Raw genomic sequence first — 21,055 nt, 5'->3', positions numbered from 1 at the left:
GCGCGACAGGGGCCGGACGTGCAGCACGGGCGCCCCGGCCGGGCGCCAGGCCGCCAGCAGGTCGCCCATGCGCAACTCGGCGTCCGGGTGGTTGCGTGGGCCCAGGTGGGGCGCGCGGATCCCCTGTTGCTGGTCGATCAGCATAAGCAGCGGCGGCATGGGCGAGTCTCGCGGGGAAAGCGGCAGCCTCCCCCAGCACAGGCCGGTTGTCCAGTCACCGACGCGGCGCTGGAACTCGCTGCATCGGTATCCCTTCAGAAGAGAGAACCCGGAGAGGCGGGGGCTGGCTGAATCCGCGCTGAACATAGCGCCGGACCTGCTTGAAAAGTTGCCACTGCGCCTCTATCTGGCATAGCAGCGCACGCCGCTGCGCCTTTCGACATCCAGGCCGTTCCCAGGGGAAGGCCACCAGTAGACCGTCTGCGGGAGGGTCATCATGCAACGCGAAGAAAGCCAGCTGATCGAAGGTCTGTTCGACCGTCTCAAGACCACGGAAGGCCAGACCGCGCCCCGTGACCGGGAAGCCGAGGCGCTGATTCAGCAGCGCCTGCGCGAGCAGCCCGCGGCACCCTACTACATGGCCCAGGCGATGCTGATCCAGGAGGCCGCCATCAAGCGGCTGGACCAACGCGTCAAGGAACTGGAAAGCCAGATGGCCCAGGTCCAGCAGAATCGCCCAAGCAGCGGTGGCTTCCTCTCCAGCCTGTTCGGCGGCGGCAGCAGTCAGCCAACGGGCGGTCAGGCACCGGCCAATGCCGCGCCGTCACGTGGCTGGAATGACCCGGGTCCGGCAGCGCCGCGTCCCGCCAATCCGGGTTATGCCCAGCCCAATCCCGGCTATGCGCAGCCTGCGCCGGGCTATGGCGCACCCCAGGCGGCGCCCTCGCGCATGGGTGGTTTCATGGGCGGCGCGCTACAGACCGCGGCCGGGGTAGCCGGTGGCGTGCTGGCGGCCCAGGCCATTTCGGGCCTGTTCCATCACTCGCAACCCGAGGAGATCGTCAACGTCATCAACGAGACGCCGACCGCCGACCAGGGCCTGGCCGATGCCGGCTCCCAGGGGGGCTGGGCGGACAACGCCAGCTATGACAATGGCGGGGGTTTCCAGGATGCCGGTGGCTTCCAGGATAACGCCGGCTTCCAGGACGCCGCCGACTATGGCGATACCGGCGGCGGTGGCAGTTTCCTCGACGATGGTGGTGACGACGACTCCTTCATCTAACAGGCGTCGCGCTCCGCCAGCCCTGGTGCCGCGAGGCGCCAGGGTTTTTTTGTGTGTGCCGTCAGCTGGGCACGAGCGGCAGCGGGCGCTCGAAGGGCGTCGACAGCACCACCACGGTACGGCTCATGCCGAATTGATTCAGCTGATCGATCAGGCTCTCCAGTTCGCCCATGTCGCGTACGGCGACCCGCAGCATCAGGCAGTCTTCGCCCGTGACCCGGTGACAGGCGAGCAGCTGGGGGAGGGCCTCCAGCTTCTTCAATACCGGGCCCTGACTGGTGCTGTGCAGGCGCAGGGAGATCAGGCATTCGGTGCCGTAGCCCAGGGCGCGGCGGTCGATACGAGCGCCATAGCCGGTGATGATGCCGGTGTCTTCCAGCTTGGCGATGCGCTCTGCGATGGCCGGGGCGGAGAGGCTCAGCCGGCGACCCAGCTCCGCGTAGCTGGCACGGCCGTTCACCAGCAGCAGGTCGATGAGCCGACGATCGATATGGTCCATGTCCGTTCCCCTGCCTTCGAATCGAAGGTCGCCATCCCTAAAAGTATGCTGAATCAAAGGCCGGTCGGCCGTTTCTCTCTCGACTGTATCTTAGCCGGCTCATCACGCGCTTCTACAATGGCAGCCTGACTCCCTCAGGAAGCTCTCGCGCATGGACACCTCTGCCTCGCCCTGCATCGCACCACCGCGCCTGCCCAGCTGGCTGCCGCTGCTGGCAGCCTTCTTCGCGCTCTATGTGGTCTGGGGTTCCACCTATCTGGTGATTCGCATCGGCGTGGCGCACTGGCCGCCGCTGTTGATGGCAGGGCTGAGGTTCCTTATCGCCGGGAGTCTCCTGCTGGGCTGGTTGCGCTGGCGCGGGGCGCCCTGGCCAACGGCGCGGGAGACCGCCGCGGCCGCGGTGATCGGCATCCTCCTGCTGGGCGTCGGCAACGGGGGCGTGACCCTGGCCGAGCATTGGGGCGTGACCTCCGGTATCGCTGCCTTGTCGGTCGCCACGGTGCCACTGTTCACCCTGCTGTTCGGTCTGCTCTGGGGACAGCGCAATACCCTGCTGGAATGGGCCGGCATCGCCCTGGGCCTGGTGGGGATCGCGCTGCTCAATCTGGGCGAGACCATGAGCGCCACGCCGCTCGGGGCGGCGGTGATCCTGCTCGCCGCGGCGGCCTGGGCCTTCGGTTCGATCTGGAGTCGCTACCTGCCGTTGCCGCGCGGTGCCATGGCCAGTGCGGTGGAGATGCTGGTGGCGGGCGCGGTGCTGCTCGGCGCCAGCTACCTCAGCGGCGAGCGCCTGCAGCACTGGCCGGCCCTGGGTGGCTGCCTGGCGCTGGGCTATCTGGTGGTATTCGGCTCGCTGATCGCCTTCAGCGCCTATCTCTATCTGCTGGGGCGGGTACGCCCGGCGGCGGCCACCAGCTACGCCTACGTCAATCCGGTGGTGGCGGTGCTGCTGGGTACCCTGTTCGCCGGCGAGCGGATCGGTCCGGCCGAAACGCTGGCCATGCTGGTCATCGTGGGCGCGGTGGTGCTGATCGGGCTGCCGCAGTGGCGACGGCTTTGAGAGCAGGCTAGGCTGGCGCGTCATCCAAGCGGAGTCCGTCATGAGCCAAGCAGTCACCCCCGCCTTTGCCGAAGAGCCGCTGGAGGCTACCGAGGTCCGCGTCCTCGGCAGCCTCATCGAGAAGCAGCTGACCACCCCGGAAAGCTATCCCCTGACCCTCAATGCCCTGGTGCTGGCCTGCAACCAGAAGACCAGCCGCGAGCCAGTGCTCAACCTCACCCCGGGCGAAGTGGGGCAGGGACTGCGACATCTGGAAGAACGCGGTCTGGCCCGCCTGGTCATGGGCAGCCGAGCGGATCGCTGGGAACAGCGGCTGGACAAGGCCCTGGAACTCCCGCCACCCCAGTGGGTGCTCTGCGCCCTGCTGTTCCTGCGCGGGCCCCAGACCCTGGGCGAATTGCTGGCCCGCAGCGGCCGGATGCACGCCTTCGACGATACCGAGCAGGTGCGCCACCACCTGGAGCGCCTGATCGCCCGCGGCCTCGCCACCGGCCTGGGGCGACAGCCTGGCCAGCGCGAAGAGCGTTATCTGCATCTGTTCGGCACCGCGGCGGAACGCGACGCCCAGGTCGCGCAGCTGGGTAGTGCCGCCGACAGCGGTACCCCTGCCGGCGGACGCGAAGGCCGGCTGGAGGCGCTGGAAGCCCGCATCGCCGCCCTCGAAGAGCGCCTGGCGCAGCTGGAAGAAGCCGCTCAGCGCGGATAGAGCGGTGGCAGGGTGTCGTGCACGGCTGCCGGCGTCAGCGGCGGCAGGGCATTGATCGCCTGCCAGAGCGTTTCGCCCTGCCAGCGCTGACCGGCTTCGCTGTAGAGCGCCCCGTTGAGGTCGTCGAGCGCGGCGGCCAGGGGTTCGAAACGTGCCCCCATGGCCGCCAGGGTTTCCGGTTGCTGCCGGGCCCAGGCGTCCAGGGCGTGACGAGTGACGTGGGGATCGTTGCTCTGGCAGGCGCGGCGCAGCTCCTCGCGCTGCAGACGGGTGTCGAGATCGGGCACGGTCGGCATGACCGCCGGCTGACGGCGGGCGCGCCACCAGAGGCCGAAGCCGAGCAGGGTGGTCAGGGCGAAGAAGGCCGTCGCCAGCTGCCAGCGCCAGAGTCCCCGGTCACTGGCGGTGATCTTGGCCGCCGCTGATGCCACCGGTTGCAGCGTCGGATCCTCGGCGACCACCAAGGGCTGGGCGGGCAGGGTGGCGCGTTCGAGGGTATCGGTCTCGGTGTTCCACCAGACCACCTCCACCGGCGGCAGGACCTTGTCACCCGTGGATGTGGGAATCAGGGCGACCCGTTCCTCGCGTTGCCCGACCAGCCCGCGCGCCTGGGTCTGCAGCGACAGCCGCGGTTGCTCGGCATAGCGCTTCACTCCCTCGATTTCGGGCAGCACCAGCGGGGGGAGCTGACCGGGGGCCAGGCCTTCGGCACGCAGCTGCAGCGTGCGGGTCAGGGCGCTGCCCTCGCGGGCGTCTTCCGGCGCGGGATTCCATTGTTGCGTCAGGGTCAGGCTGCGCGCCGGCACCCAGGGCGTCTGCGGCGGATAGCTGGCGGGCTGCGGCAGGACTTCCAGGGTCAGCGCGGGGGTGCGCAGCTGGATCGGCTGGCCGGCACGGGCGCTGTCATCGAGTCCGCCGGCCAGGGTGGCGCTGAAGGTCTGGGGTGGCAGCACCAGGGTACCGCTCTGCAACGGATGGATGGCGTAGCGCCATTCGATCACGCCATGCCGTACGCCCTCGACGTCACGCTCATAGACCTGGGGGGTGCCAAGCAGATCCACCCGCGCATCGCTGGGATTGGGCGGGGTGAGCACATGGTCGTCATAGAGCGCCACGGCGTGGTAGAGGCGGATGGTCAGGATGGTTTCCGCCTGTACATAGAGCCGGCTGCGCTCCACCGCGGCTTCCAGATAGACAGGTTCGCGGGTCTGGCGCCTGGCGGCGGTGGCCTCCACGGTAACCGTCAGCGGCTGGCTGCGGGCGCCGTCCAGGGTCAGGGCGGGAATGGTCAGGGCGCCACTGGCCTTGGGTTGCAGGGTCACGTTCCAGCGCGTGGTCACTCGCTCGCCGGGCGGCAGGCTGTTCTGCCGTACCCCGAGCACCCGGAAGTCCTGCTCGAGCGGGCCGAGATCGGGCTTGCCGAACTGCGCGGGATCGGTGGTCTCGAGGATGAGCTCCAGCGTCTCGTTCTGGCTGAGCTGGTTGCGCTCCAGGCGCGCGCTGAGATCCGCCGCCTGGAGCAGGGGCGCGAGCAGCGCGAGGGGCAGCAGCAACGGATAGGACTTCATTGCAGCGCGTTCTCCTCGCGTTGTTGTTGCTGGTACCAGAACTTGCGACGCAGCAGCTCGGCCGGGTTGTCGGGGATCTCCCGCAGCCACTGTTCGGCGGCCTGACGCTGCTCTTCCGCCAGAGGATCTTCGGCATAGGCGGGACTGACGAGCCAGTCCGCGCCGGCCTGGGCCTGCTGCTGCGGGCTGGCCGCGGCGGCTGCAGCTGGCGGCGGGGTACTGCCACTGGCCGGCTCGTCGGCCTGGGCGCTGCTCTGACTGGCGTTCTGCGCCTTGCGACTGCGGGCGGCGGCCTCGGCCTGGGCTGCGGCGCGTTGGGCGAGCAGGCGTTCGAGGCGATTGCGATTGCGCAGCGCGGGGGTCAGATCCGGGCGCAGCACCAGCGCCGCCCGGTAGGCGCGCAGGGCCTCTTCGAGGCGTCCGGCCATGGCCAGGGCGTTGCCGCGATTGTAGTGGCCGTCCGCCGACGGATCCCGGGCGAAGGCCGCGGCGGCGCCGCTGAAGTCGCCGGCGCGATAGAGCGCCACGCCGCGCCAGCGCTCGTCGCTGAAGAGGTCGGCGGCCGCGCCAGCCTGGTCGTCGGCCAGCAGCTGCAAGGCCTGCTGGTCGCGACGCAGCCAGAGGTCGTCCCAGCTGCCGGCCTGCGCCGGAGGGGGTGTCAGCAGCAGGCAGAAGGGCAGGCACAGCAGCCAGCCGCGGCGTGCGCCGCAGGCGACCAGGAGCAGCAGAGGCAGCAGCAGCAGGTAGCCCTGGTCGCGCCAGTCCGAGGGGGCCCGGCCGTCGCTGACTCGCACGTCGCCGGGACGCTCCAGCAGGCCGAGACGGCGCAGGTCGTTGTCATCACGCTGCAAACGCTGATAGCGCCCGCCCAATGCCTGGGCGGCACCCTGCAGATGGCCTTCGTCCAGTCGGGCGATGCGGATGCCGCCGGCGGCGTCGCTCAGGTAGTTGCCGGTCTCGGCGGCCACCGGAGCGCCCTGGGGCGTACCCGGGCCGAGGATCGCCAGCTGGCGCAGTCGACCCTGCAGCTGACGCTCGATACCCAGGCGCTCGCGGTCGTCCAGGCCGCTGGCGATGAGCAGCAGCCGGGCACTGGCGCTGGGCGCCGGACCGAGCAGCTCCAGAGCCTGAGCGATGCCCAGGTCGGCGCGCTGCCCGGGCACCGGCATGATCGACGGTCGCAGCGCCTTGAGCAGATTGTCCATGGTCGGCAGGTCGTCGGTCAGGGGCACCAGGGTGTGGGCGCTGCCGGCATAGACGACGATGGCGGTCTCGCCGTCCTGGCGCGCCTTGAGAAGGTCCTGCAACTTGCGCTGCACGGCCAGCAGGCGATTGGGGGTAACGTCGGTGGCGAGCAGGTCGGGCGTCAGCGCCAGCACCACTACCAGTGGATCGTTGCGGCGAAAGTTCTGCGCTTCGCCCTGCTGCCAGCTGGGGCCGGCCAGGGCCGCGCAGGCCAGCACCCCGGCCAGGCTCAGCAGCACCAGCCCGAGCGGCGAGCGCTGGCGATCGCTGTCACTGAGCAGCCAGGGTTGCAGCGCCGGAGGCAGCAGCGCCTGCCAGCGCCCGTGGCGATGCCGGCGCCGGCGCAGCGAGCCGATCACCAGGGCGACCGGCACCAGGGCCAGCAGCCACCCGGGACGCAGGAACAGCGGCAGCCAGTCGTTCATCGGGCCTTGCCTCCACGCTGCCAGCGCTGCGGCCACGGCAGGCGGCCGAGCGCCAGGGCCAGGCCGAGCAGCAGCGCCCCGGCCAGCGGCCAGGGATAGAGCTCATGGGTGGGACGGGCCTGGTCCGGCTGCTGGCGGATGGGTTCGAGGCGATCGAGCTGGCGCGACACGGCGGCCAATTCGGTGCTGGATCGCACCCGGAAATAGGCGCCGTTGGTGACCTCGGCGAGGTGGCGCAGCATGGGTTCGTCAAGATCGCCGGGTGTCGCGCCGGCGCCCAGAGTATCCGGATCGGCGCCGATGCCGAGGGTATAGACGCGTACCCGCTCGCTGGCCGCCAGGCTGGCCGCCACCTCGGGTGTCACCACGCCGCCGTTGCTGGCGCCATCGGTGACCAGGATCAGGGTGCGGCTATTGTCCGGCCGCTTGCGCAGGTGCTTGACCGCCAGCCCCACGGCGTCGCCCACCGCCGTGTTGCGCCCGGCCAGGCCGATCTGGGCTTCTTCGAGGAGGGCATGCACGGTGCGTCGGTCGGCGGTCAGGGGCGCCTGCAGATAGGCCTGGGAGCCGAACAGGATCAGGCCGACGCGATCGCCCTGGCGACTGTCGATGAAGCGACCGAGCAGTTGCTTGACCAGCGTCAGGCGGCTGACATTCTCGTCGCCCAGCGGCATGTCCGGGGTGTCCATGGACCCGGAGACGTCCACCGCCAGCAGGAGATCGCGCCCGCTCACGTCCAGCGGCTGGGGTGGTCCCACCCATTGGGGGCGCGCCGCGGCGGCGAGGATCAGCAGCCAGCCCAGTAGAAAGGGCAGCAGGCGGCGGGCGCCGCTCAGGCCGCCGGTGTGGCGGATGCGTCCGCCCAGGTGTTCGAGTTCACCGAGGAATTCCACGCGCAGGGCCGCCTGGCCGCTGTCGGCCGCGGGCAACAGCACGCGCAGTGCCCAGGGCAGCGGCAACAGCAGCCACAGCCAGGGCCAGGCGAATTCAAACATGCTTGCGGATCCAGGTGGCGACGGCGTCCTGCAGGCCGTCGATGACGCGATCATTCAGCCGGCAGTCCGGGCGATAGCCGCCGTCGACCAAAATCATGTAGCGCGTCAGGCCGGCCGCCGGGCAGCGCGAATCGAGAAAGGCCAGCCAGTCGCGACCGCTCAGGGTCTGGCTGAGCTGATCCGGATAGCTGGCGCGGCAGAGGCGCTTGAGCAGCGCATTCAATGCCTGCAGCCAGGGTCCGGCCGGCGCGCCATAGGGACGCGGCAGGCGGGCCAGTTCGGCCAGGGCGGTGGTACGCAGATCCTCTTCGGTGGTCGCCTCGACGGGGAGCGCGCTGTCCAGCGGCCGCCGGCCGCGACGGTGGCGCAGAAAGAAACTCAGGGCCACCACGACCAGCAGCAGCAACCACCAGCCCGGCGCCGGTGGCCACCAGGCCGGTTCCGCTGGCAGCCGCAGCGGCTCCAGCGTCGGCAGACCGGGGGTCACGAGGTGTACCCCGGCCGATGTTGCCGCAACAGATGTCGCAACTGCTCGACCAGATCGTCCGCCGTGGACAGCGGCAGCAGCGGAATGCCCAGGCGCAGGCTGAGTTCGGTCCAGCGTTCACGGCGCTGCGCGGCCTGCTCGGCATAGCCCTGGCGGACGTCGGCGCGGTCGGTATCCAGCTCCACCTCGGCCTGGCCGCTGGTGAAACGCAGCAGGCCGGCCTGGGGCAATGCATGATCCAGCGGATCGGAGAGCGGCAGCAGGACCAGGTCGCTGTGCCGCGAAAGCAGGGTGAGGTGCTGCTCGGTGGCCACGTCCAGGCTGCGCTCGTCGCAGATCACCAGCGCCAGGCTGCCGGGACGCAGCACCTCGCGAGCACGGCGCAGGACCTGGTTGAAGGTGATGCGCGGCACCTGGGCCAGGGCCGGGTCCTGCAACGCCCGATTGGCGGTGACCAGGTGATCGAAGAAGCGCAGCAGATTCTGCTTGCTGCGCCGTGGGCGCACCTCGTGCAGGCGTTCGCCGCCGAAGATCATGCCGCCGATACGGTCGTTGTGCTCCAGCACCGCCCAGCCGATCAGCGCGGCCAGCCGCCCGGCCAGCACCGACTTGAATTGCTGGCGGGTGCCGAAGAAGGTGCGCGGACTCTGCTCCAGCAGGAGATAGACCGGGCGCTCGCGCTCTTCATGGAACAGCTTGGTATGGGGTTCGCGGGTGCGAGCGGTGACGCGCCAGTCGATGGCGCGGACGTCGTCGCCGGGCTGATAGGCGCGCACCTGGTCGAAATCCACCCCGCGGCCGCGCAGGCGCGAGTGGTGCAGGCCGATCAGCGGGCTGCGTCGTCCGGCCGCGGAAAACAGCTGCACCTCGACCACCCGGTGGCGCATTTCGATGAGCTCGGCCAGGCTCAGGGTCACGCCGTTGCGCTCGGCCATCTCAGGCCACGGCCACCAGATCGAGGATGCGCTGCACCACCCGGTCGTGATCGATGCCGGCGGCTTCCGCCTCGAAGGACAGGATGACGCGGTGGCGCAGGACGTCGAAGACCACCGCCTGGATATCCTCCGGGCTGACGAAGTCCCGTCCGGCCAGCCAGGCATGGGCGCGCGCGCAGCGATCCAGGGCGATGGAGCCACGCGGGCTGGCGCCATAGGTGATCCAGTGCGCCAGGTCCTGGTCGAAGCGCCCCGGGGTGCGGGTCGCCATGATCAGCTGGACCAGGTATTCCTCCACGGCATCGGCCATGTACAGCCCGAGCACCTCGCGACGGGCCGCATTGATCTCCGCCTGGGTGACGCGCTCGGTCGGCAGGGTCTCGCCGTCCAGGGCCTCGCCACGGGCCTGGGCCAGGATGCGACGCTCCACCGAGGCGTCGGGGTAGCCGATCTTGACGTGCATCAGGAAGCGATCGAGCTGGGCCTCGGGCAGCGGATAGGTGCCCTCCTGCTCGATGGGATTCTGGGTCGCCATCACCAGGAAGAGGTCGGGCAGGGCATAGGAGGTGCGGCCGATGCTCACCTGGCGTTCGGCCATGGCTTCCAGCAGCGCGGACTGCACCTTGGCCGGTGCCCGGTTGATCTCGTCGGCGAGCACCAGATTGTGGAAGATCGGCCCCTGCTGAAAGGAGAAGGTCGCCGTGTCCGGGCGATAGATCTCGGTGCCGGTGATGTCGGCCGGCAGCAGGTCGGGCGTGAACTGGATGCGATGGAAATCGGCCTCCAGGCCTTCCGCCAGGTCCTTGATGGCCTTGGTCTTGGCCAGCCCCGGGGCACCTTCCACCAGCAGATGACCATCCGCCAGCACCGCGATGAGCAGGCGCTCCACCAGGGTTTCCTGGCCAAGAATCTGGCTGGTCAGGTAGGTGCGAAGCATCTGCAGAGCGTCACGGTGAGCCATGGGACATCCTGAATACGGCACTGGAGCGGTCAAGGGTGCTGGATTTTACTGCAAGCGGCGGCTGCCGCCCATGCCTGTGCTGACGTCGCAACCAGAGCAGTCCTTGACGAAATTTTGACGAGCTCCTGCTCAGGCTGGGCGATTGACGGCGCGGCGGAGGTCTCGCTTCGGCCAATCCCGAACGGCCAAGACTGGCGCGATCGCGCCGGATGGTTAAACTCCCACGCCTGCCGACCGCGCCCGAGGCCTCTGCGTGGCCGATCCCGAGCCGCTGGCCACGCGCCGCGAATCCCTGCTGCTTTTGACAAGGTGTTTTCATGTCGCAAACGGAAGTCCCCCAATCCCCGCGCACCCCCGGCATCCGACCGGTGCCGACGCTGGGCAGCCACCTGAGCTTCGTCCTGGGCTGCGGCCTGGCGCTGCTGGTCATGTTCACCCTGCTGCGCCTGGCGTTGCTGGGCTACAACACCGACCTGATCGGTGATTCGCCCTTCGCCACCTTCGCCGAGGCCTTCTTCAACGGTGCCCGCTTCGACCTGCGCCTGGTGGTCTACATCTGCGTGCCCTCGCTGCTCTGCCTGTTGAGCGCCAGAGCCATGGCCGCGCGCCGGTTGCAGGCCGGCTGGTTCACCCTGGCCGCCAGCCTCTGCCTGCTGCTGGGCGTCGGCGAGCTGAATTTCTATCGCGAATTCCACCAGCGCCTGAACAGCCTGGTGTTCCAGTACATGCAGGAAGACCTGCACACCGTCACCAGCATGATCTGGAACGGCTTCCCGGTGGTGCGCCTGCTGCTGGCCTGGGCCGTGGCGACCCTGCTGCTGGGCCTGGTGTTCTTTGGCGTCGAGCGGGCCACCCGGCGTCATGCCGCGGCGCGACCGGCCGCCTGGTATCGCCGGGGCGCGGTCTTCATGCTCTGCCTGGTGGTAGCCGTCATCGCCGCCCGTGGCACCCTGAGATCCGGGCCGCCGCTGCGCTGGGGCGACGCCTATACCACCGATTCGATGTTCGCCAACCATCTGGGTCTGAACGGCACCCTGACGCTGATCAATGCCGCCGAGAACAGCTTCTCCGATCATCGCGACAACAGCTGGAAGGCCACCATGCCGGCCGCCGAGGCGCTGGCCACCACCCGGCAGCTGCTGCTGACCCCGCGTGACGAACTGATCGACGCCGACAAGGCCGCCGTCCGCCGGATCTATACCCCGCCCACCGATGGCCAGCTGCCCAAGGTGCGCAACGTGGTGGTGATCCTCATGGAAAGCATGGCCGGTCGCTATATCGGCGCCCTGGGCAACGAAGACGGCATCACCCCCAACTTCGACGCCCTGGCCAAGCAGGGCACCCTGTTCACCCGCTTCTTTTCCAACGGCACCCATACCCACCAGGGCATGTTCGCCACCATGGCCTGCTTCCCCAATCTGCCGGCCTTCGAGTACCTGATGCGCATGCCCGAGGGCGCCCACCAGTTCTCCGGTCTGCCGCAATTGCTCAGCACCCGCGGTTTCGACGACGTCTACGTCTACAACGGCAACTTCCAGTGGGATAACCAGTCAGGCTTCTTCAGCAACCAGGGCATGACCCGCTTCGTCGGTCGCGAAGACTTCGTCAATCCGGTGTTCATGGATCCGACCTGGGGTGTCTCCGACCAGGACATGTTCGACCGCTCCGTGCAGGAACTGGATACCCTGGCCAAGGCGCCGGACGGCAAGCCCTTCTATGCGCTCTTGCAGACCCTGTCCAACCACACCCCCTATGCGCTGCCCAAGGACCTGCCGGTCACCCCGGTCACCGGCCACGGCTCGCTCGACGAGCACCTCACCGCCATGCGCTATGCCGACTGGTCGCTGGGGCAGTTCTTTGCCAAGGTCAAGCAGGAGCCCTGGTACCAGGACACCCTGTTCGTCATCGTCGGTGACCATGGCTTCGGCAACAACGAGCAGATCACCGAGATGGACCTGTCGCGCTTCAACGTGCCGCTGCTGCTGATTGGTCCGGGCGTGCAGGAAACCTTTGGCGCCCGTCGCGACACCGTGGGCAGCCAGATCGACGTGGTACCCACGGTGCTGGCCCGCTTCGGCAAGCCGACCCAGCACCAGTGCTGGGGCCGCGACCTGCTCGGCCTGCCCCAGGGCGATCCGGGCGTGGCGGTGATCAAGCCGTCGGGCAGCGACCAGACCGTGGCCCTGGTTACCGGCGATCGCATCCTGGTCAAGCCGCGTGATCGCGACGCCGTGCTCTATCGCTATCACCTGGGCACCCAGGCCGGTGGCGAGGTACTCAAGGGCGACGCCAGCGCGCCCGAGCTGCAGAAGCGCCTGGAGGCCTTCATCCAGATCGCCACCGCCAGCCTGCTCGGCAACACCACCGGCATGAACGACAGCAAGGCAGCCGCCGCCCAGCGGCAGTAGCCTCGCGCGCCCATGAAAAAGGCCGCCCATGGGCGGCCTTTCTTTTGCCTGGTACGGATCAGGCCGCGATGATCACATCCTCGGCCTGCAGGCCCTTGTCCCGCTGGATCACCGAGAACTCCACGCGCTGGCCTTCCATCAGCACCCGGTGACCTTCGCCGCGGATCGCACGGAAGTGCACGAAGATATCGTCGCCGGTATCGCGGGAGATGAAGCCGAAGCCCTTGGAGGTATTGAACCACTTCACCGTGCCGCGCTCGCGGTCATCGGCCAGCGGGCGTGCCGGGGCGGCCGCAACCGGCGCCGGACGCGCGGCCTGGCGCGGGCGCGCCTCGGCATCGACCACGGGAGCGCTGCCGGCCTGGCCGCGAAACTTCTCCGGCAAGCTGGCCAGGGCGGCGATCAGGGTCAGCGCCAGCGGCACCAGCTCGGCCGGCAGGCCACCGATCTGCTCGAGGGGCGCCAGCAGGATGAAGGTCTGGGCCACGACGGCGAGCACCAGCAGGACGCTGGCGAGTTTCTGGGCGCCGCTGCTGCGGCTACGGGAGAAAGGTGTGAAGAGGAGGGTGGCAAGACCCAGCAGGGCCAGGTGGATGGACTCGGGTTGATCGAAGGACGAGGTATCGGACTGCAGTCCGGGAATCGCCGATAACAGGAGCGCAGCAGCGCCCACCACGACATGGACAGTAGATAACGTGTTCAATGTGAAATCACCTTGGGATAGATAACACGGGTCTGCCGAACTGCCGGAGCGATGCCCGACAGCGGAATGACCCGGCGCGAAAAGCGCGTCCTTATTAAACCCAAAAGGTGAGGGCCGCTCAATCATGGCACCGTCGCGGGCCGTGGCCCGCGATGGTAGCCGGACTCAGGCGGCCAGCAGGCTGCGCAGCATCCAGGCGGTCTTTTCGTGGGTCTGCATGCGCTGGGTCAGCAGATCGGCGGTGGGCTCGTCGCTGACCTTGTCCAGCAGCGGGAAGATGCCCCGGGCGGTCCGCACCACGGCTTCCTGACCCTGCACCAGCAGCCGGATCATCTCCTGGGCGTCCGGTACGCCTTCCTCTTCCTTGATGCTCGACAGCCGGGCGTAGGCGGCATAGGTGCCCGGCGCCGGGAAACCGAGGGCGCGGATGCGCTCGGCGATGTCGTCCACGGCGACCGCCAGTTCGGTGTACTGGGTCTCGAACATCAGGTGCAGGGTGTTGAACATCGGCCCGGTCACGTTCCAGTGGAAGTTGTGGGTCTTCAGATACAGGGTGTAGGTGTCGGCCAGGAGGCGCGACAGGCCCTCGGCGATCTGGGCACGATCCTGTTCGGCGATTCCGATGTTGATTTCCATGCTGACGGCTCCTGTGCGTCGGTTGCGAAGGGCTCCGAGGCTATCACAGAACCGCTGGCCGTTTAGCCAGTGTTCGCACGTCGAGCTGCGCGCCCGGCTACGGTAAAATCGTGACGGATGATATAGAATCTCCCGTTCAGTCGAGCACCCGGTCCTGGCGGCCCGGTGCCTCCACGCATTCAGCCTGTTCTAGAGAAGCGAAACCACGATCATGATGCGCAGCCACTATTGCGGCCAGTTGAACGAGAGCCTGGACGGCCAGGAAATCACCCTCTGCGGTTGGGTCCACCGCCGCCGTGACCACGGCGGGGTCATCTTCCTCGACATCCGCGATCGCGAAGGCCTGGCCCAGGTGGTGTTCGATCCGGATCGCGCCGAAACCTTCGCCAAGGCCGACCGCGTGCGCAGCGAATACGTCGTCAGGCTCACCGGCAAGGTACGCCTGCGGCCTGAAGGCGCGCGCAATGCCAACATGGCCTCCGGCGCCATCGAGGTGCTGGGCTACGAACTGGAAGTGCTCAACGAAGCGGAGACCCCGCCGTTCCCGCTCAACGAGTACACCGACGTCGGTGAAGAGACCCGCCTGCGCTATCGCTTCATCGACCTGCGTCGTCCGGAGATGGCCGAGAAGCTCAAGCTGCGTTCGCGCATCACGTCCAGCATCCGCCGCTACCTGGACGAAAACGGTTTCCTCGACGTGGAAACCCCGATCCTGACCCGCGCCACCCCCGAGGGTGCCCGCGACTACCTGGTGCCCAGCCGTACCCATCCCGGCAGCTTCTTCGCCCTGCCGCAGTCGCCCCAGCTGTTCAAGCAGCTGCTGATGGTCGCCGGCTTCGATCGCTACTACCAGATCGCCAAGTGCTTCCGTGACGAAGACCTGCGCGCCGACCGCCAGCCGGAATTCACCCAGATCGACATCGAGACCAGCTTCCTCGATGAAAAAGACATCATGGACATCACCGAGACCATGGTGCGCAACCTGTTCAAGGAAGTGCTGGACGTCGAATTCGGCGAGCTGCCGCACATGACCCTGGCCGAAGCCATGCGTCGCTTCGGTTCCGACAAGCCGGACCTGCGCATCCCGCTGGAGCTGGTGGATGTGGAAGACCAGCTCAAGGACGTCGACTTCAAGGTCTTCGCCGGTCCGGCCAACGATCCCAAGTGCCGCGTCGCCGCCCTGCGCGTCCCGGGCGGGGCGAGCATGCCGCGCAAGCAGATCGACGACTACACCAAGTTCGTCGGCATCTATGGCGCCAAGGGCCTGGCCTACATCAAGGTCAACGAGCGCGCCGCCGGCGTCGAGGGCCTGCAGTCGCCCATCGTAAAGAACATCCCGCTGGACAACATCAACGTCATCCTCGACCGCGTCGGCGCGGTGGATGGCGACATCGTGTTCTTTGGCGCGGACAAGACCAAGGTCGTCTCCGAAGCCCTGGGCGCGCTGCGCATCAAGCTCGGCCACGACCTCAACCTGCTGACCTGCCAGTGGGCGCCGCTGTGGGTGGTGGACTTCCCGATGTTCGAGGAAAACGACGATGGCAGCCTGACCGCCATGCACCACCCCTTCACCTCGCCCAAGTGCGACCCGCAGGCGCTCAAGGCCAATCCGGGCGCAGCCCTGTCGCGGGCCTACGACATGGTGCTCAATGGCACCGAGCTGGGCGGCGGTTCCATCCGTATCCACGACAAGAAGATGCAGCAGGCGGTCTTCGAGGTCCTCGGCATCAGCGCCGAGGAACAGGAAGAGAAATTCGGCTTCCTGCTGGACGCCCTCAAGTTCGGCGCGCCGCCCCATGGTGGCCTGGCCTTCGGTCTGGATCGCCTGGTGATGCTGATGACCGGCGCCTCCTCGATTCGCGAAGTCATCGCCTTCCCGAAGACCCAGAGTGCGGCCGACGTCATGACCCAGGCGCCCGGCGCGGTCGATGCCAAGGCCCTGCGCGAGCTGCACATCCGCCTGCGCGAGCAGCCCAAGGCGGAATAAGTCCTATCGGAGGAGGGCGCCCAGGTGATGCCCTCCGTTTCCCTTTTTCAGTGCGCCGCGGCCCTCGCCGCCGGTGCCGTCTTCGTCAAGAGATTGGAGTAGCTTATGGCCGGTCATTCCAAGTGGGCCAACATCAAGCATCGCAAAGAACGCCAGGATGCCAAGAAAGGCAAGATCTTCACCAAGATCATCCGTGAGCTGACCGTGGCCGCGCGCCAGGGCGGCGGCGTTCCTGCCGACAATCCCCGCCTGCGTCTGGCGGTGGACAAGGCGCTGACCGCCAACATGACCCGCGACACCATCGACCGGGCCATTGCCCGTGGCGTGGGTGCCGGCGAAGGCGAGAACGTCGAGGAACTGACCTATGAAGGCTACGCCCCGAGCGGTGTCGCCATCATCGTCGAAGCCATGACCGACAACCGCAACCGCACCGCGGCCGAAGTCCGCCACGCCTTCAACAAGTGCGGTGGCAACCTGGGTACCGACGGATCGGTGGCCTATCTGTTCGAGCGCAAGGGCCAGATCAGCTATGCCCCCGGCCTGGACGAAGACGCCCTGATGGAAGCGGCCCTGGAGGCCGGTGCCGACGACGTGGTGGCCAACGACGATGGCTCCATCGACGTCTTCACCAGCTTCGCCGACTTCATCGCCGTCAACGAAGCCCTGACCGCCGCCGGCTACAAGGCCGACGAAGCCGAGGTGACCATGATCCCCTCGACCTCCGCGACCCTGGATCTGGATACCGCGCAGAAGGTGCTCAAGCTGATCGACATGCTCGAAGACCTGGATGACGTGCAGAACGTCTATTCCAACGCCGACATCCCCGAGGATGTCATGGAGCAGCTCGGCTGATGTCCCTCTACGAGCGCCTGCCGCCCGATGCGCCCGGCACCCTGGTGCTGGGTATCGACCCGGGTTCGCGGCTGACCGGCTTTGGCGTGGTGCGCGACACCGGGCGGGGCTGCGAATACGTGGCCTCCGGCTGCATCCGTACGGGAAACGGTCCGTTGCCCGAGCGGTTGCAGATCGTCTATCGCGGCGTGCGCGACGTCATCGCCCAGTACGGGCCGGTCACCATGGGCATCGAGCAGGTGTTCATGGCGCGTAACGCCGATTCGGCGCTCAAGCTGGGTCAGGCCCGGGGTGCGGCCATCGTCGCCGGCGCCGAGGGTGGCCTGGAGATCTCCGAGTACACCGCGAGCCAGGTCAAGCAGGCCGTGGTCGGCAACGGCGGGGCGGACAAGCAGCAGGTGATGCTGATGGTCATGCACCTGCTGCGGCTGACCGAAAAGCCGCAGATCGACGCCTCCGATGCCCTGGCCATCGCCCTGTGCCATGCCCATACCCGGCAGAGCCTGGTGCCCCATGGCCTGCTGGCGACCCGCCGCCGCGGCGGGCGTCTGCGGCTTTAGTCCCATCCGCTCAACCCTCTCGCTCCAACGTTAGGAAGGTATCCCTGTGATCGGTCGTCTACGTGGCACCCTGGCGGAAAAGCAGCCGCCGCATCTCCTGCTCGACGTGGGCGGAGTCGGCTACGAGGTCGAAGTGCCCATGACGACCCTTTATCGGCTGCCGCCCCAGGGTGAAATCGTCACATTGCATACCCACCTCGTGGTACGGGAAGATGCGCACCTGCTGTATGGGTTCGGGGAAAAGCGCGAGCGTGAGCTGTTTCGCGAGCTGATCCGGCTCAACGGTGTCGGCCCCAAGCTGGCCCTGGCGTTGATGTCCAGTCTCGAGGTAGATGAATTGGTTCGCTGTGTGCAAGCCCAGGACACGGTCGCCCTGGTCAAGGTGCCGGGGGTGGGCAAGAAGACTGCCGAGCGCCTGCTGGTCGAGCTGAAGGACCGCTTCAAGGCCTGGGAAAGCCTGCCCGGCATCGCTCCCCTGGTCCTGCCGAATCAGGCCGCCGTCGTGGCCAGCGCCGAGGCCGATGCGGTCAGCGCCCTGGTCGCCCTGGGCTTCAAGCCGCAGGAAGCCAGTCGCGCCGTCGCCGCCGTGGAAGGGGACGACCTTTCCAGCGAGGAACTCATTCGTCGCGCCCTGAAGGGCATGGTCTGATCCCATGATAGAAACCGATCGCCTCATCTCCGGCACTGGCCGCGACCGGGAGGAATTCCAGGATCGCGCCATCCGTCCGGTGCGCCTGGCCGACTACATCGGCCAGCCGGTGGTGCGCGACCAGATGGGTCTGTTCATCCAGGCCGCGAAGGGTAGGGGCGAGGCCCTCGACCACACCCTGATCTTCGGCCCACCCGGCCTGGGCAAGACCACCCTGGCCAACATCATCGCCCAGGAAATGCAGGTTTCCCTGAAGAGCACCTCGGGCCCTGTGCTGGAACGCCCGGGCGATCTCGCGGCGCTGCTGACCAACCTGGAAGCGGGCGATGTACTGTTCATCGACGAGATCCATCGGCTGTCCCCCGTCGTCGAAGAAGTGCTCTATCCGGCGATGGAGGACTACCAGCTTGACATCATGATCGGTGAAGGCCCGGCGGCTCGCTCCATCAAGCTGGATCTGCCGCCCTTTACCCTGATCGGCGCGACCACCCGCGCCGGCATGCTGACCAATCCGCTGCGCGATCGCTTCGGAATCGTCCAGCGTCTGGAGTTCTACGGTACCGCGGACCTGGCCACCATCGTCACCCGCTCGGCCGGTATCCTCGGTCTCGCCATAGAAGCCGAAGGGGCCATGGAAATCGCCCGCCGGGCGCGCGGCACGCCGCGGATCGCCAATCGCCTGTTGCGGCGGGTGCGGGACTTCGCCGAGGTGCGCGGGCAGGGTCACATCAGCCACGACATCGCCAGTCGTGCCCTGGATCTGCTGGACGTCGATGCCCAGGGGTTCGATCACCAGGATCGCCGTCTGCTGCTGACCATGATCGACAAGTTCGACGGTGGCCCGGTGGGCGTCGACAGTCTCGCTGCCGCCATCAGCGAAGAGCGTCACACCATCGAAGACGTGCTGGAACCCTATTTGATCCAGCAAGGCTATATCATGCGCACACCGCGGGGACGGGTGGTGACCCGGCATGCCTATCTGCACTTCGGACTGAATCTGCCGACGCGTCTGGCCCAGGGTGGCACACCCGATCTGTTCGAGGTCAATGGTAATTAAATGCAGTTGCGAACATTTCTGATTGGCAACGGCGAGGCTAGGTTCTAGAGTATGCACGCGCAATCGCGGAGCCCGTCGCCGTCCGTCCTCAGGTGTCGTGTCTACTACGAAGATACCGATGCCGGCGGCATCGTCTATTACGTCAACTACCTCAAGTTCATGGAACGCGCCCGCACCGAGCGACTGCGCGCGCTGGGCTATGCCCAGTCCGAACTCGCCCGGGATGGTCTGCTGTTCGTCGTCCATAGCAGCGAAGCGCGCTACCATGCGCCCGCGCGACTGGATGACGAGTTGCTGATCGGTGCCGAGGTGGTCGAGGCGAAGCGCGCCAGCCTCAGGTTTCACCAGGAGGTCCGGCGCGCCAGGGACGCTGTCCTGCTCTGTGAAGGGTGGGTGACGGTCGCCTGCGTGCGTGCTGACAGCTTCAGGCCCAGGGCTATCCCTGCAGCCATGCGAACGGTTCTTGCCGGAAATCCGGCGTCAATTCAATCAGGAGATTAAGCGTGCAACCCAACGTCGACCATACGTCCATGTGGAGCCTCATCGCCAACGCCAGCTTGGTGGTGCAACTGGTGATGCTCATCCTGGTCGCAGCCTCTGTCACGTCCTGGATCATGATCATCCAGCGCGGCAATGCCATGCGCGCCGCCAAGCGTTCCCTGGATGCCTTCGAAGAGAAATTCTGGTCGGGCATCGATCTGTCCAAGCTGTATCGCCAGGCCGGCAGCAACCCCGACCCGGACTCCGGCGTCGAGCAGATCTTCCGCGCCGGCTTCAAGGAATTCTCCCGCCTGCGTCAGCAACCCGGCGTGGATCCCGATGCCGTGATGGAAGGCGTCTCGCGTGCCATGCGCGTCGCCATCTCCCGTGAGGAAGAAAAACTTGATCAGGCCCTGCCGTTCCTGGCCACCGTCGGTTCCACCAGCCCCTATGTGGGTCTGTTCGGTACCGTCTGGGGCATCATGAACTCCTTCCGCGGCCTGTCCACCGCCCAACAGGCGACCCTGGCCACCGTTGCTCCCGGCATCGCCGAAGCCCTGATCGCCACCGCCATCGGTCTGTTCGCCGCCATTCCCGCCGTCGTGGCCTACAACCGCTTCGCTGCCCGCTCGGAAATGCTGATCAACCGCTACTACACCTTTGCGGACGAATTCCAGGCCATCCTGCACCGCAAAGTCCACACCAGCGAAGAATAAAGAGGTATCCCATGGTCCCTCGCCGCAAGAAACGCAAGCCCGTCGCCGAGATGAACGTGGTGCCCTACATCGACGTGATGTTGGTGCTCCTCGTCATCTTCATGGTGACGGCGCCCATGCTCAACCAGGGCGTCAAGGTCGAGCTGCCCAAGGTCGACAGCCAGGCCCTGCCGCAAGACAACGACAAGCAGATCCTCACCGTCTCGGTGAAGGCCAACGGTACCTACTACTGGAACGTCGGTTCCGAGGTGGATACCGATCAGAAGGCCAAGTCCGAGACCGCAGTGTCGCTTCCCCAACTGAGTCAGCAGGTCGGTGCCATTATGCGTCAGCGTGCGGACACCCAGGTGTTCATCCGGGGTGACAAGGCTGCCAACTATGGTGTCGTCGCCGGCGCCATGGGTGCCTTGCAACAGGCCGGCGTGCCCAACGTCGGGTTGATTACCGAGGCGCCTTGATGCGACACCGCGAGCGTTCGTCGTCCGAAAGTTATTTCTGGCCGGTCATCTGGGCAATCGCCCTGCATGTGCTGATTTTCGGCCTGCTGTTTGTCAGCTTTGCCTTCACCCCTGAATTGCCCCAGTCGCGTCCGGTCGTCCAGGCCACGCTGGTCCAGCTCAAGTCCAAGAGTTCGGCGCAGGTGCAGACCGAGCAGAAACTGGCGGGGGAGGCGAAGAAGACCGCGGCCAAGCAGTACGAGCAGGAGCAGCTGGAGCAGCGTCGCGAGCAGCAGGAAGCCCAGCGCGAAGCGGCGGCGGCCAAGGCGGCTCAGCAACAGAAGGAAGCCCAGCAACAGGCCGCGGAACAAAAGAAAGCCGACGACGCTCGAAAGGCGCAGCAAACGGAAGCGGCGGGCAAAGCCGCCGCGGCCAACGCTGGGGCCGCGAAACAATACCAGGCCGCC

General features: G+C 67.2%; 21 protein-coding genes and 2 pseudogenes. 13 read left to right on the top strand and 10 right to left on the bottom strand.

The window, feature by feature from the left end:
• Positions 1–436: 436 nt before the first annotated feature.
• On the top strand, positions 437–1,222 hold the full coding sequence (locus QMX82_RS22215) for a DUF2076 domain-containing protein (RefSeq protein WP_282287639.1): 786 nt from the start codon (positions 437–439) through the stop codon (positions 1,220–1,222).
• A gap of 61 nt (positions 1,223–1,283) precedes the next feature.
• Here QMX82_RS22215 and QMX82_RS22210 read toward each other — a convergent pair whose 3' ends face one another.
• Positions 1,284–1,721, bottom strand: coding sequence for an Lrp/AsnC family transcriptional regulator (locus tag QMX82_RS22210; protein WP_208691973.1), 438 nt, complete (start codon positions 1,719–1,721; stop codon positions 1,284–1,286).
• A gap of 151 nt (positions 1,722–1,872) precedes the next feature.
• Between QMX82_RS22210 and yedA the strand changes: the two genes are divergently transcribed.
• Together yedA and QMX82_RS22200 are read left to right on the top strand one after the other, a co-directional pair.
• Complete coding sequence (gene yedA, locus QMX82_RS22205) at positions 1,873–2,781, top strand: drug/metabolite exporter YedA (RefSeq protein ID WP_282287638.1); 909 nt, start codon at positions 1,873–1,875, stop codon at positions 2,779–2,781.
• Between the two features lie 40 nt (positions 2,782–2,821).
• On the top strand, positions 2,822–3,487 hold the full coding sequence (locus tag QMX82_RS22200; RefSeq protein WP_282287636.1) for a YceH family protein: 666 nt from the start codon (positions 2,822–2,824) through the stop codon (positions 3,485–3,487).
• Here the strand turns inward: QMX82_RS22200 and QMX82_RS22195 are convergent.
• Genes QMX82_RS22195 through QMX82_RS22170 form a run of 6 tightly spaced genes read right to left on the bottom strand, consistent with a single transcriptional unit; the run spans position 3,475 to position 10,103 of the window.
• A complete protein-coding gene (locus QMX82_RS22195; protein ID WP_282287634.1) occupies positions 3,475–5,055 on the bottom strand; it encodes a BatD family protein in 1,581 nt (526 codons plus the stop codon). The two genes, QMX82_RS22200 and QMX82_RS22195, sit on opposite strands and share 13 nt — an antisense overlap.
• The gene (locus QMX82_RS22190) at positions 5,052–6,725 is read right to left on the bottom strand and encodes a tetratricopeptide repeat protein (RefSeq protein ID WP_282287632.1); all 1,674 of its coding nucleotides are present in this window, start codon (positions 6,723–6,725) and stop codon (positions 5,052–5,054) included. Before QMX82_RS22190 ends, QMX82_RS22195 begins: the two co-directional genes overlap by 4 nt.
• Positions 6,722–7,720 (bottom strand): VWA domain-containing protein, encoded by a 999-nt coding sequence (locus tag QMX82_RS22185; RefSeq protein ID WP_282287630.1) that lies wholly within the window; start codon positions 7,718–7,720, stop codon positions 6,722–6,724. The genes QMX82_RS22190 and QMX82_RS22185 overlap by 4 nt, the downstream gene beginning before the upstream one ends.
• Complete coding sequence (locus QMX82_RS22180; RefSeq protein ID WP_282287628.1) at positions 7,713–8,207, bottom strand: DUF4381 domain-containing protein; 495 nt, start codon at positions 8,205–8,207, stop codon at positions 7,713–7,715. Before QMX82_RS22180 ends, QMX82_RS22185 begins: the two co-directional genes overlap by 8 nt.
• On the bottom strand, positions 8,204–9,142 hold the full coding sequence (locus QMX82_RS22175; protein WP_282287626.1) for a DUF58 domain-containing protein: 939 nt from the start codon (positions 9,140–9,142) through the stop codon (positions 8,204–8,206). The genes QMX82_RS22180 and QMX82_RS22175 overlap by 4 nt, the downstream gene beginning before the upstream one ends.
• A 1-nt stretch (position 9,143) precedes the next feature.
• Entirely contained in the window at positions 9,144–10,103 is a 960-nt protein-coding gene (locus QMX82_RS22170; RefSeq protein WP_133862363.1) for an AAA family ATPase, read from the bottom strand.
• 317 nt (positions 10,104–10,420) lie between these two features.
• On the opposite strand from QMX82_RS22170, the gene QMX82_RS22165 reads away from it, so the two are divergent.
• Positions 10,421–12,511: an LTA synthase family protein gene (locus QMX82_RS22165; RefSeq protein WP_208691967.1), complete on the top strand. Its 2,091-nt coding sequence runs from the start codon at positions 10,421–10,423 to the stop codon at positions 12,509–12,511.
• 58 nt (positions 12,512–12,569) lie between these two features.
• Here QMX82_RS22165 and QMX82_RS22160 read toward each other — a convergent pair whose 3' ends face one another.
• From QMX82_RS22160 to QMX82_RS22150, 3 genes and pseudogenes are all read right to left on the bottom strand, one after another.
• Entirely contained in the window at positions 12,570–12,785 is a 216-nt protein-coding gene (locus QMX82_RS22160; RefSeq protein ID WP_166655908.1) for a cold shock domain-containing protein, read from the bottom strand.
• A 120-nt stretch (positions 12,786–12,905) separates the two neighbouring features.
• Positions 12,906–13,340: pseudogene (locus QMX82_RS22155) on the bottom strand (cold shock domain-containing protein membrane protein); the annotation flags it as partial.
• 39 nt (positions 13,341–13,379) lie between these two features.
• Positions 13,380–13,850 carry a Dps family protein gene (locus tag QMX82_RS22150; RefSeq protein WP_132832088.1) on the bottom strand — a complete coding sequence of 157 codons (471 nt, stop codon included), beginning with the start codon at positions 13,848–13,850 and terminating at the stop codon, positions 13,380–13,382.
• Between the two features lie 211 nt (positions 13,851–14,061).
• Here QMX82_RS22150 and aspS point away from each other — a divergent pair, with 211 nt between their 5' ends.
• The 9 genes and pseudogenes from aspS to QMX82_RS22105 form a co-directional block, all read left to right on the top strand.
• Entirely contained in the window at positions 14,062–15,837 is a 1,776-nt protein-coding gene (aspS, locus tag QMX82_RS22145; protein WP_133861231.1) for an aspartate--tRNA ligase, read from the top strand.
• A 105-nt stretch (positions 15,838–15,942) separates the two neighbouring features.
• A complete protein-coding gene (locus QMX82_RS22140; protein WP_133861230.1) occupies positions 15,943–16,689 on the top strand; it encodes a YebC/PmpR family DNA-binding transcriptional regulator in 747 nt (248 codons plus the stop codon).
• A complete protein-coding gene (ruvC, locus tag QMX82_RS22135) occupies positions 16,689–17,249 on the top strand; it encodes a crossover junction endodeoxyribonuclease RuvC (protein WP_007160336.1) in 561 nt (186 codons plus the stop codon). The genes QMX82_RS22140 and ruvC overlap by 1 nt, the downstream gene beginning before the upstream one ends.
• A gap of 46 nt (positions 17,250–17,295) precedes the next feature.
• Complete coding sequence (gene ruvA / locus QMX82_RS22130) at positions 17,296–17,898, top strand: Holliday junction branch migration protein RuvA (protein WP_282287613.1); 603 nt, start codon at positions 17,296–17,298, stop codon at positions 17,896–17,898.
• 4 nt (positions 17,899–17,902) lie between these two features.
• A complete protein-coding gene (gene ruvB, locus QMX82_RS22125; protein WP_208691963.1) occupies positions 17,903–18,955 on the top strand; it encodes a Holliday junction branch migration DNA helicase RuvB in 1,053 nt (350 codons plus the stop codon).
• A 51-nt stretch (positions 18,956–19,006) separates the two neighbouring features.
• Complete coding sequence (ybgC, locus tag QMX82_RS22120) at positions 19,007–19,456, top strand: tol-pal system-associated acyl-CoA thioesterase (RefSeq protein WP_133861227.1); 450 nt, start codon at positions 19,007–19,009, stop codon at positions 19,454–19,456.
• A gap of 2 nt (positions 19,457–19,458) precedes the next feature.
• Entirely contained in the window at positions 19,459–20,151 is a 693-nt protein-coding gene (gene tolQ, locus QMX82_RS22115) for a protein TolQ (protein WP_208691962.1), read from the top strand.
• 11 nt (positions 20,152–20,162) lie between these two features.
• Positions 20,163–20,609 (top strand): protein TolR, encoded by a 447-nt coding sequence (tolR, locus tag QMX82_RS22110; protein WP_282287608.1) that lies wholly within the window; start codon positions 20,163–20,165, stop codon positions 20,607–20,609.
• Positions 20,609–21,055 (top strand): annotated as a pseudogene (locus QMX82_RS22105) (cell envelope integrity protein TolA); the annotation flags it as partial. The gene tolR and the pseudogene QMX82_RS22105, both read left to right, overlap by 1 nt.

Origin of the sequence: Pseudomonas sp. PS02302 (assembly GCF_029959585.1) — a bacterium.
Taxonomy (GTDB): Bacteria; Pseudomonadota; Gammaproteobacteria; order Pseudomonadales; family Pseudomonadaceae; genus Chryseomonas; species Chryseomonas aestiva.
This window is presented reverse-complemented; position numbering and strand designations above follow the sequence as displayed.

Bases quoted from the DNA above. Each gene is read 5' to 3' on its own strand.
- QMX82_RS22165 (WP_208691967.1), top strand. From the start codon at position 10,421: ATGTCGCAAACGGAAGTCCCCCAATCCCCGCGCACCCCCGGCATCCGA.
- tolR (WP_282287608.1), top strand. From the start codon at position 20,163: ATGGTCCCTCGCCGCAAGAAACGCAAGCCCGTCGCCGAGATGAACGTG.
- QMX82_RS22215 (WP_282287639.1), top strand. From the start codon at position 437: ATGCAACGCGAAGAAAGCCAGCTGATCGAAGGTCTGTTCGACCGTCTC.
- ruvC (WP_007160336.1), top strand. From the start codon at position 16,689: ATGTCCCTCTACGAGCGCCTGCCGCCCGATGCGCCCGGCACCCTGGTG.
- QMX82_RS22210 (WP_208691973.1), bottom strand. From the start codon at position 1,721: ATGGACCATATCGATCGTCGGCTCATCGACCTGCTGCTGGTGAACGGC.
- aspS (WP_133861231.1), top strand. From the start codon at position 14,062: ATGATGCGCAGCCACTATTGCGGCCAGTTGAACGAGAGCCTGGACGGC.
- QMX82_RS22150 (WP_132832088.1), bottom strand. From the start codon at position 13,850: ATGGAAATCAACATCGGAATCGCCGAACAGGATCGTGCCCAGATCGCC.
- QMX82_RS22140 (WP_133861230.1), top strand. From the start codon at position 15,943: ATGGCCGGTCATTCCAAGTGGGCCAACATCAAGCATCGCAAAGAACGC.
- QMX82_RS22170 (WP_133862363.1), bottom strand. From the start codon at position 10,103: ATGGCTCACCGTGACGCTCTGCAGATGCTTCGCACCTACCTGACCAGC.
- QMX82_RS22200 (WP_282287636.1), top strand. From the start codon at position 2,822: ATGAGCCAAGCAGTCACCCCCGCCTTTGCCGAAGAGCCGCTGGAGGCT.
- ruvB (WP_208691963.1), top strand. From the start codon at position 17,903: ATGATAGAAACCGATCGCCTCATCTCCGGCACTGGCCGCGACCGGGAG.
- yedA (WP_282287638.1), top strand. From the start codon at position 1,873: ATGGACACCTCTGCCTCGCCCTGCATCGCACCACCGCGCCTGCCCAGC.
- QMX82_RS22185 (WP_282287630.1), bottom strand. From the start codon at position 7,720: ATGTTTGAATTCGCCTGGCCCTGGCTGTGGCTGCTGTTGCCGCTGCCC.
- QMX82_RS22175 (WP_282287626.1), bottom strand. From the start codon at position 9,142: ATGGCCGAGCGCAACGGCGTGACCCTGAGCCTGGCCGAGCTCATCGAA.
- QMX82_RS22195 (WP_282287634.1), bottom strand. From the start codon at position 5,055: ATGAAGTCCTATCCGTTGCTGCTGCCCCTCGCGCTGCTCGCGCCCCTG.
- QMX82_RS22190 (WP_282287632.1), bottom strand. From the start codon at position 6,725: ATGAACGACTGGCTGCCGCTGTTCCTGCGTCCCGGGTGGCTGCTGGCC.
- ybgC (WP_133861227.1), top strand. From the start codon at position 19,007: ATGCACGCGCAATCGCGGAGCCCGTCGCCGTCCGTCCTCAGGTGTCGT.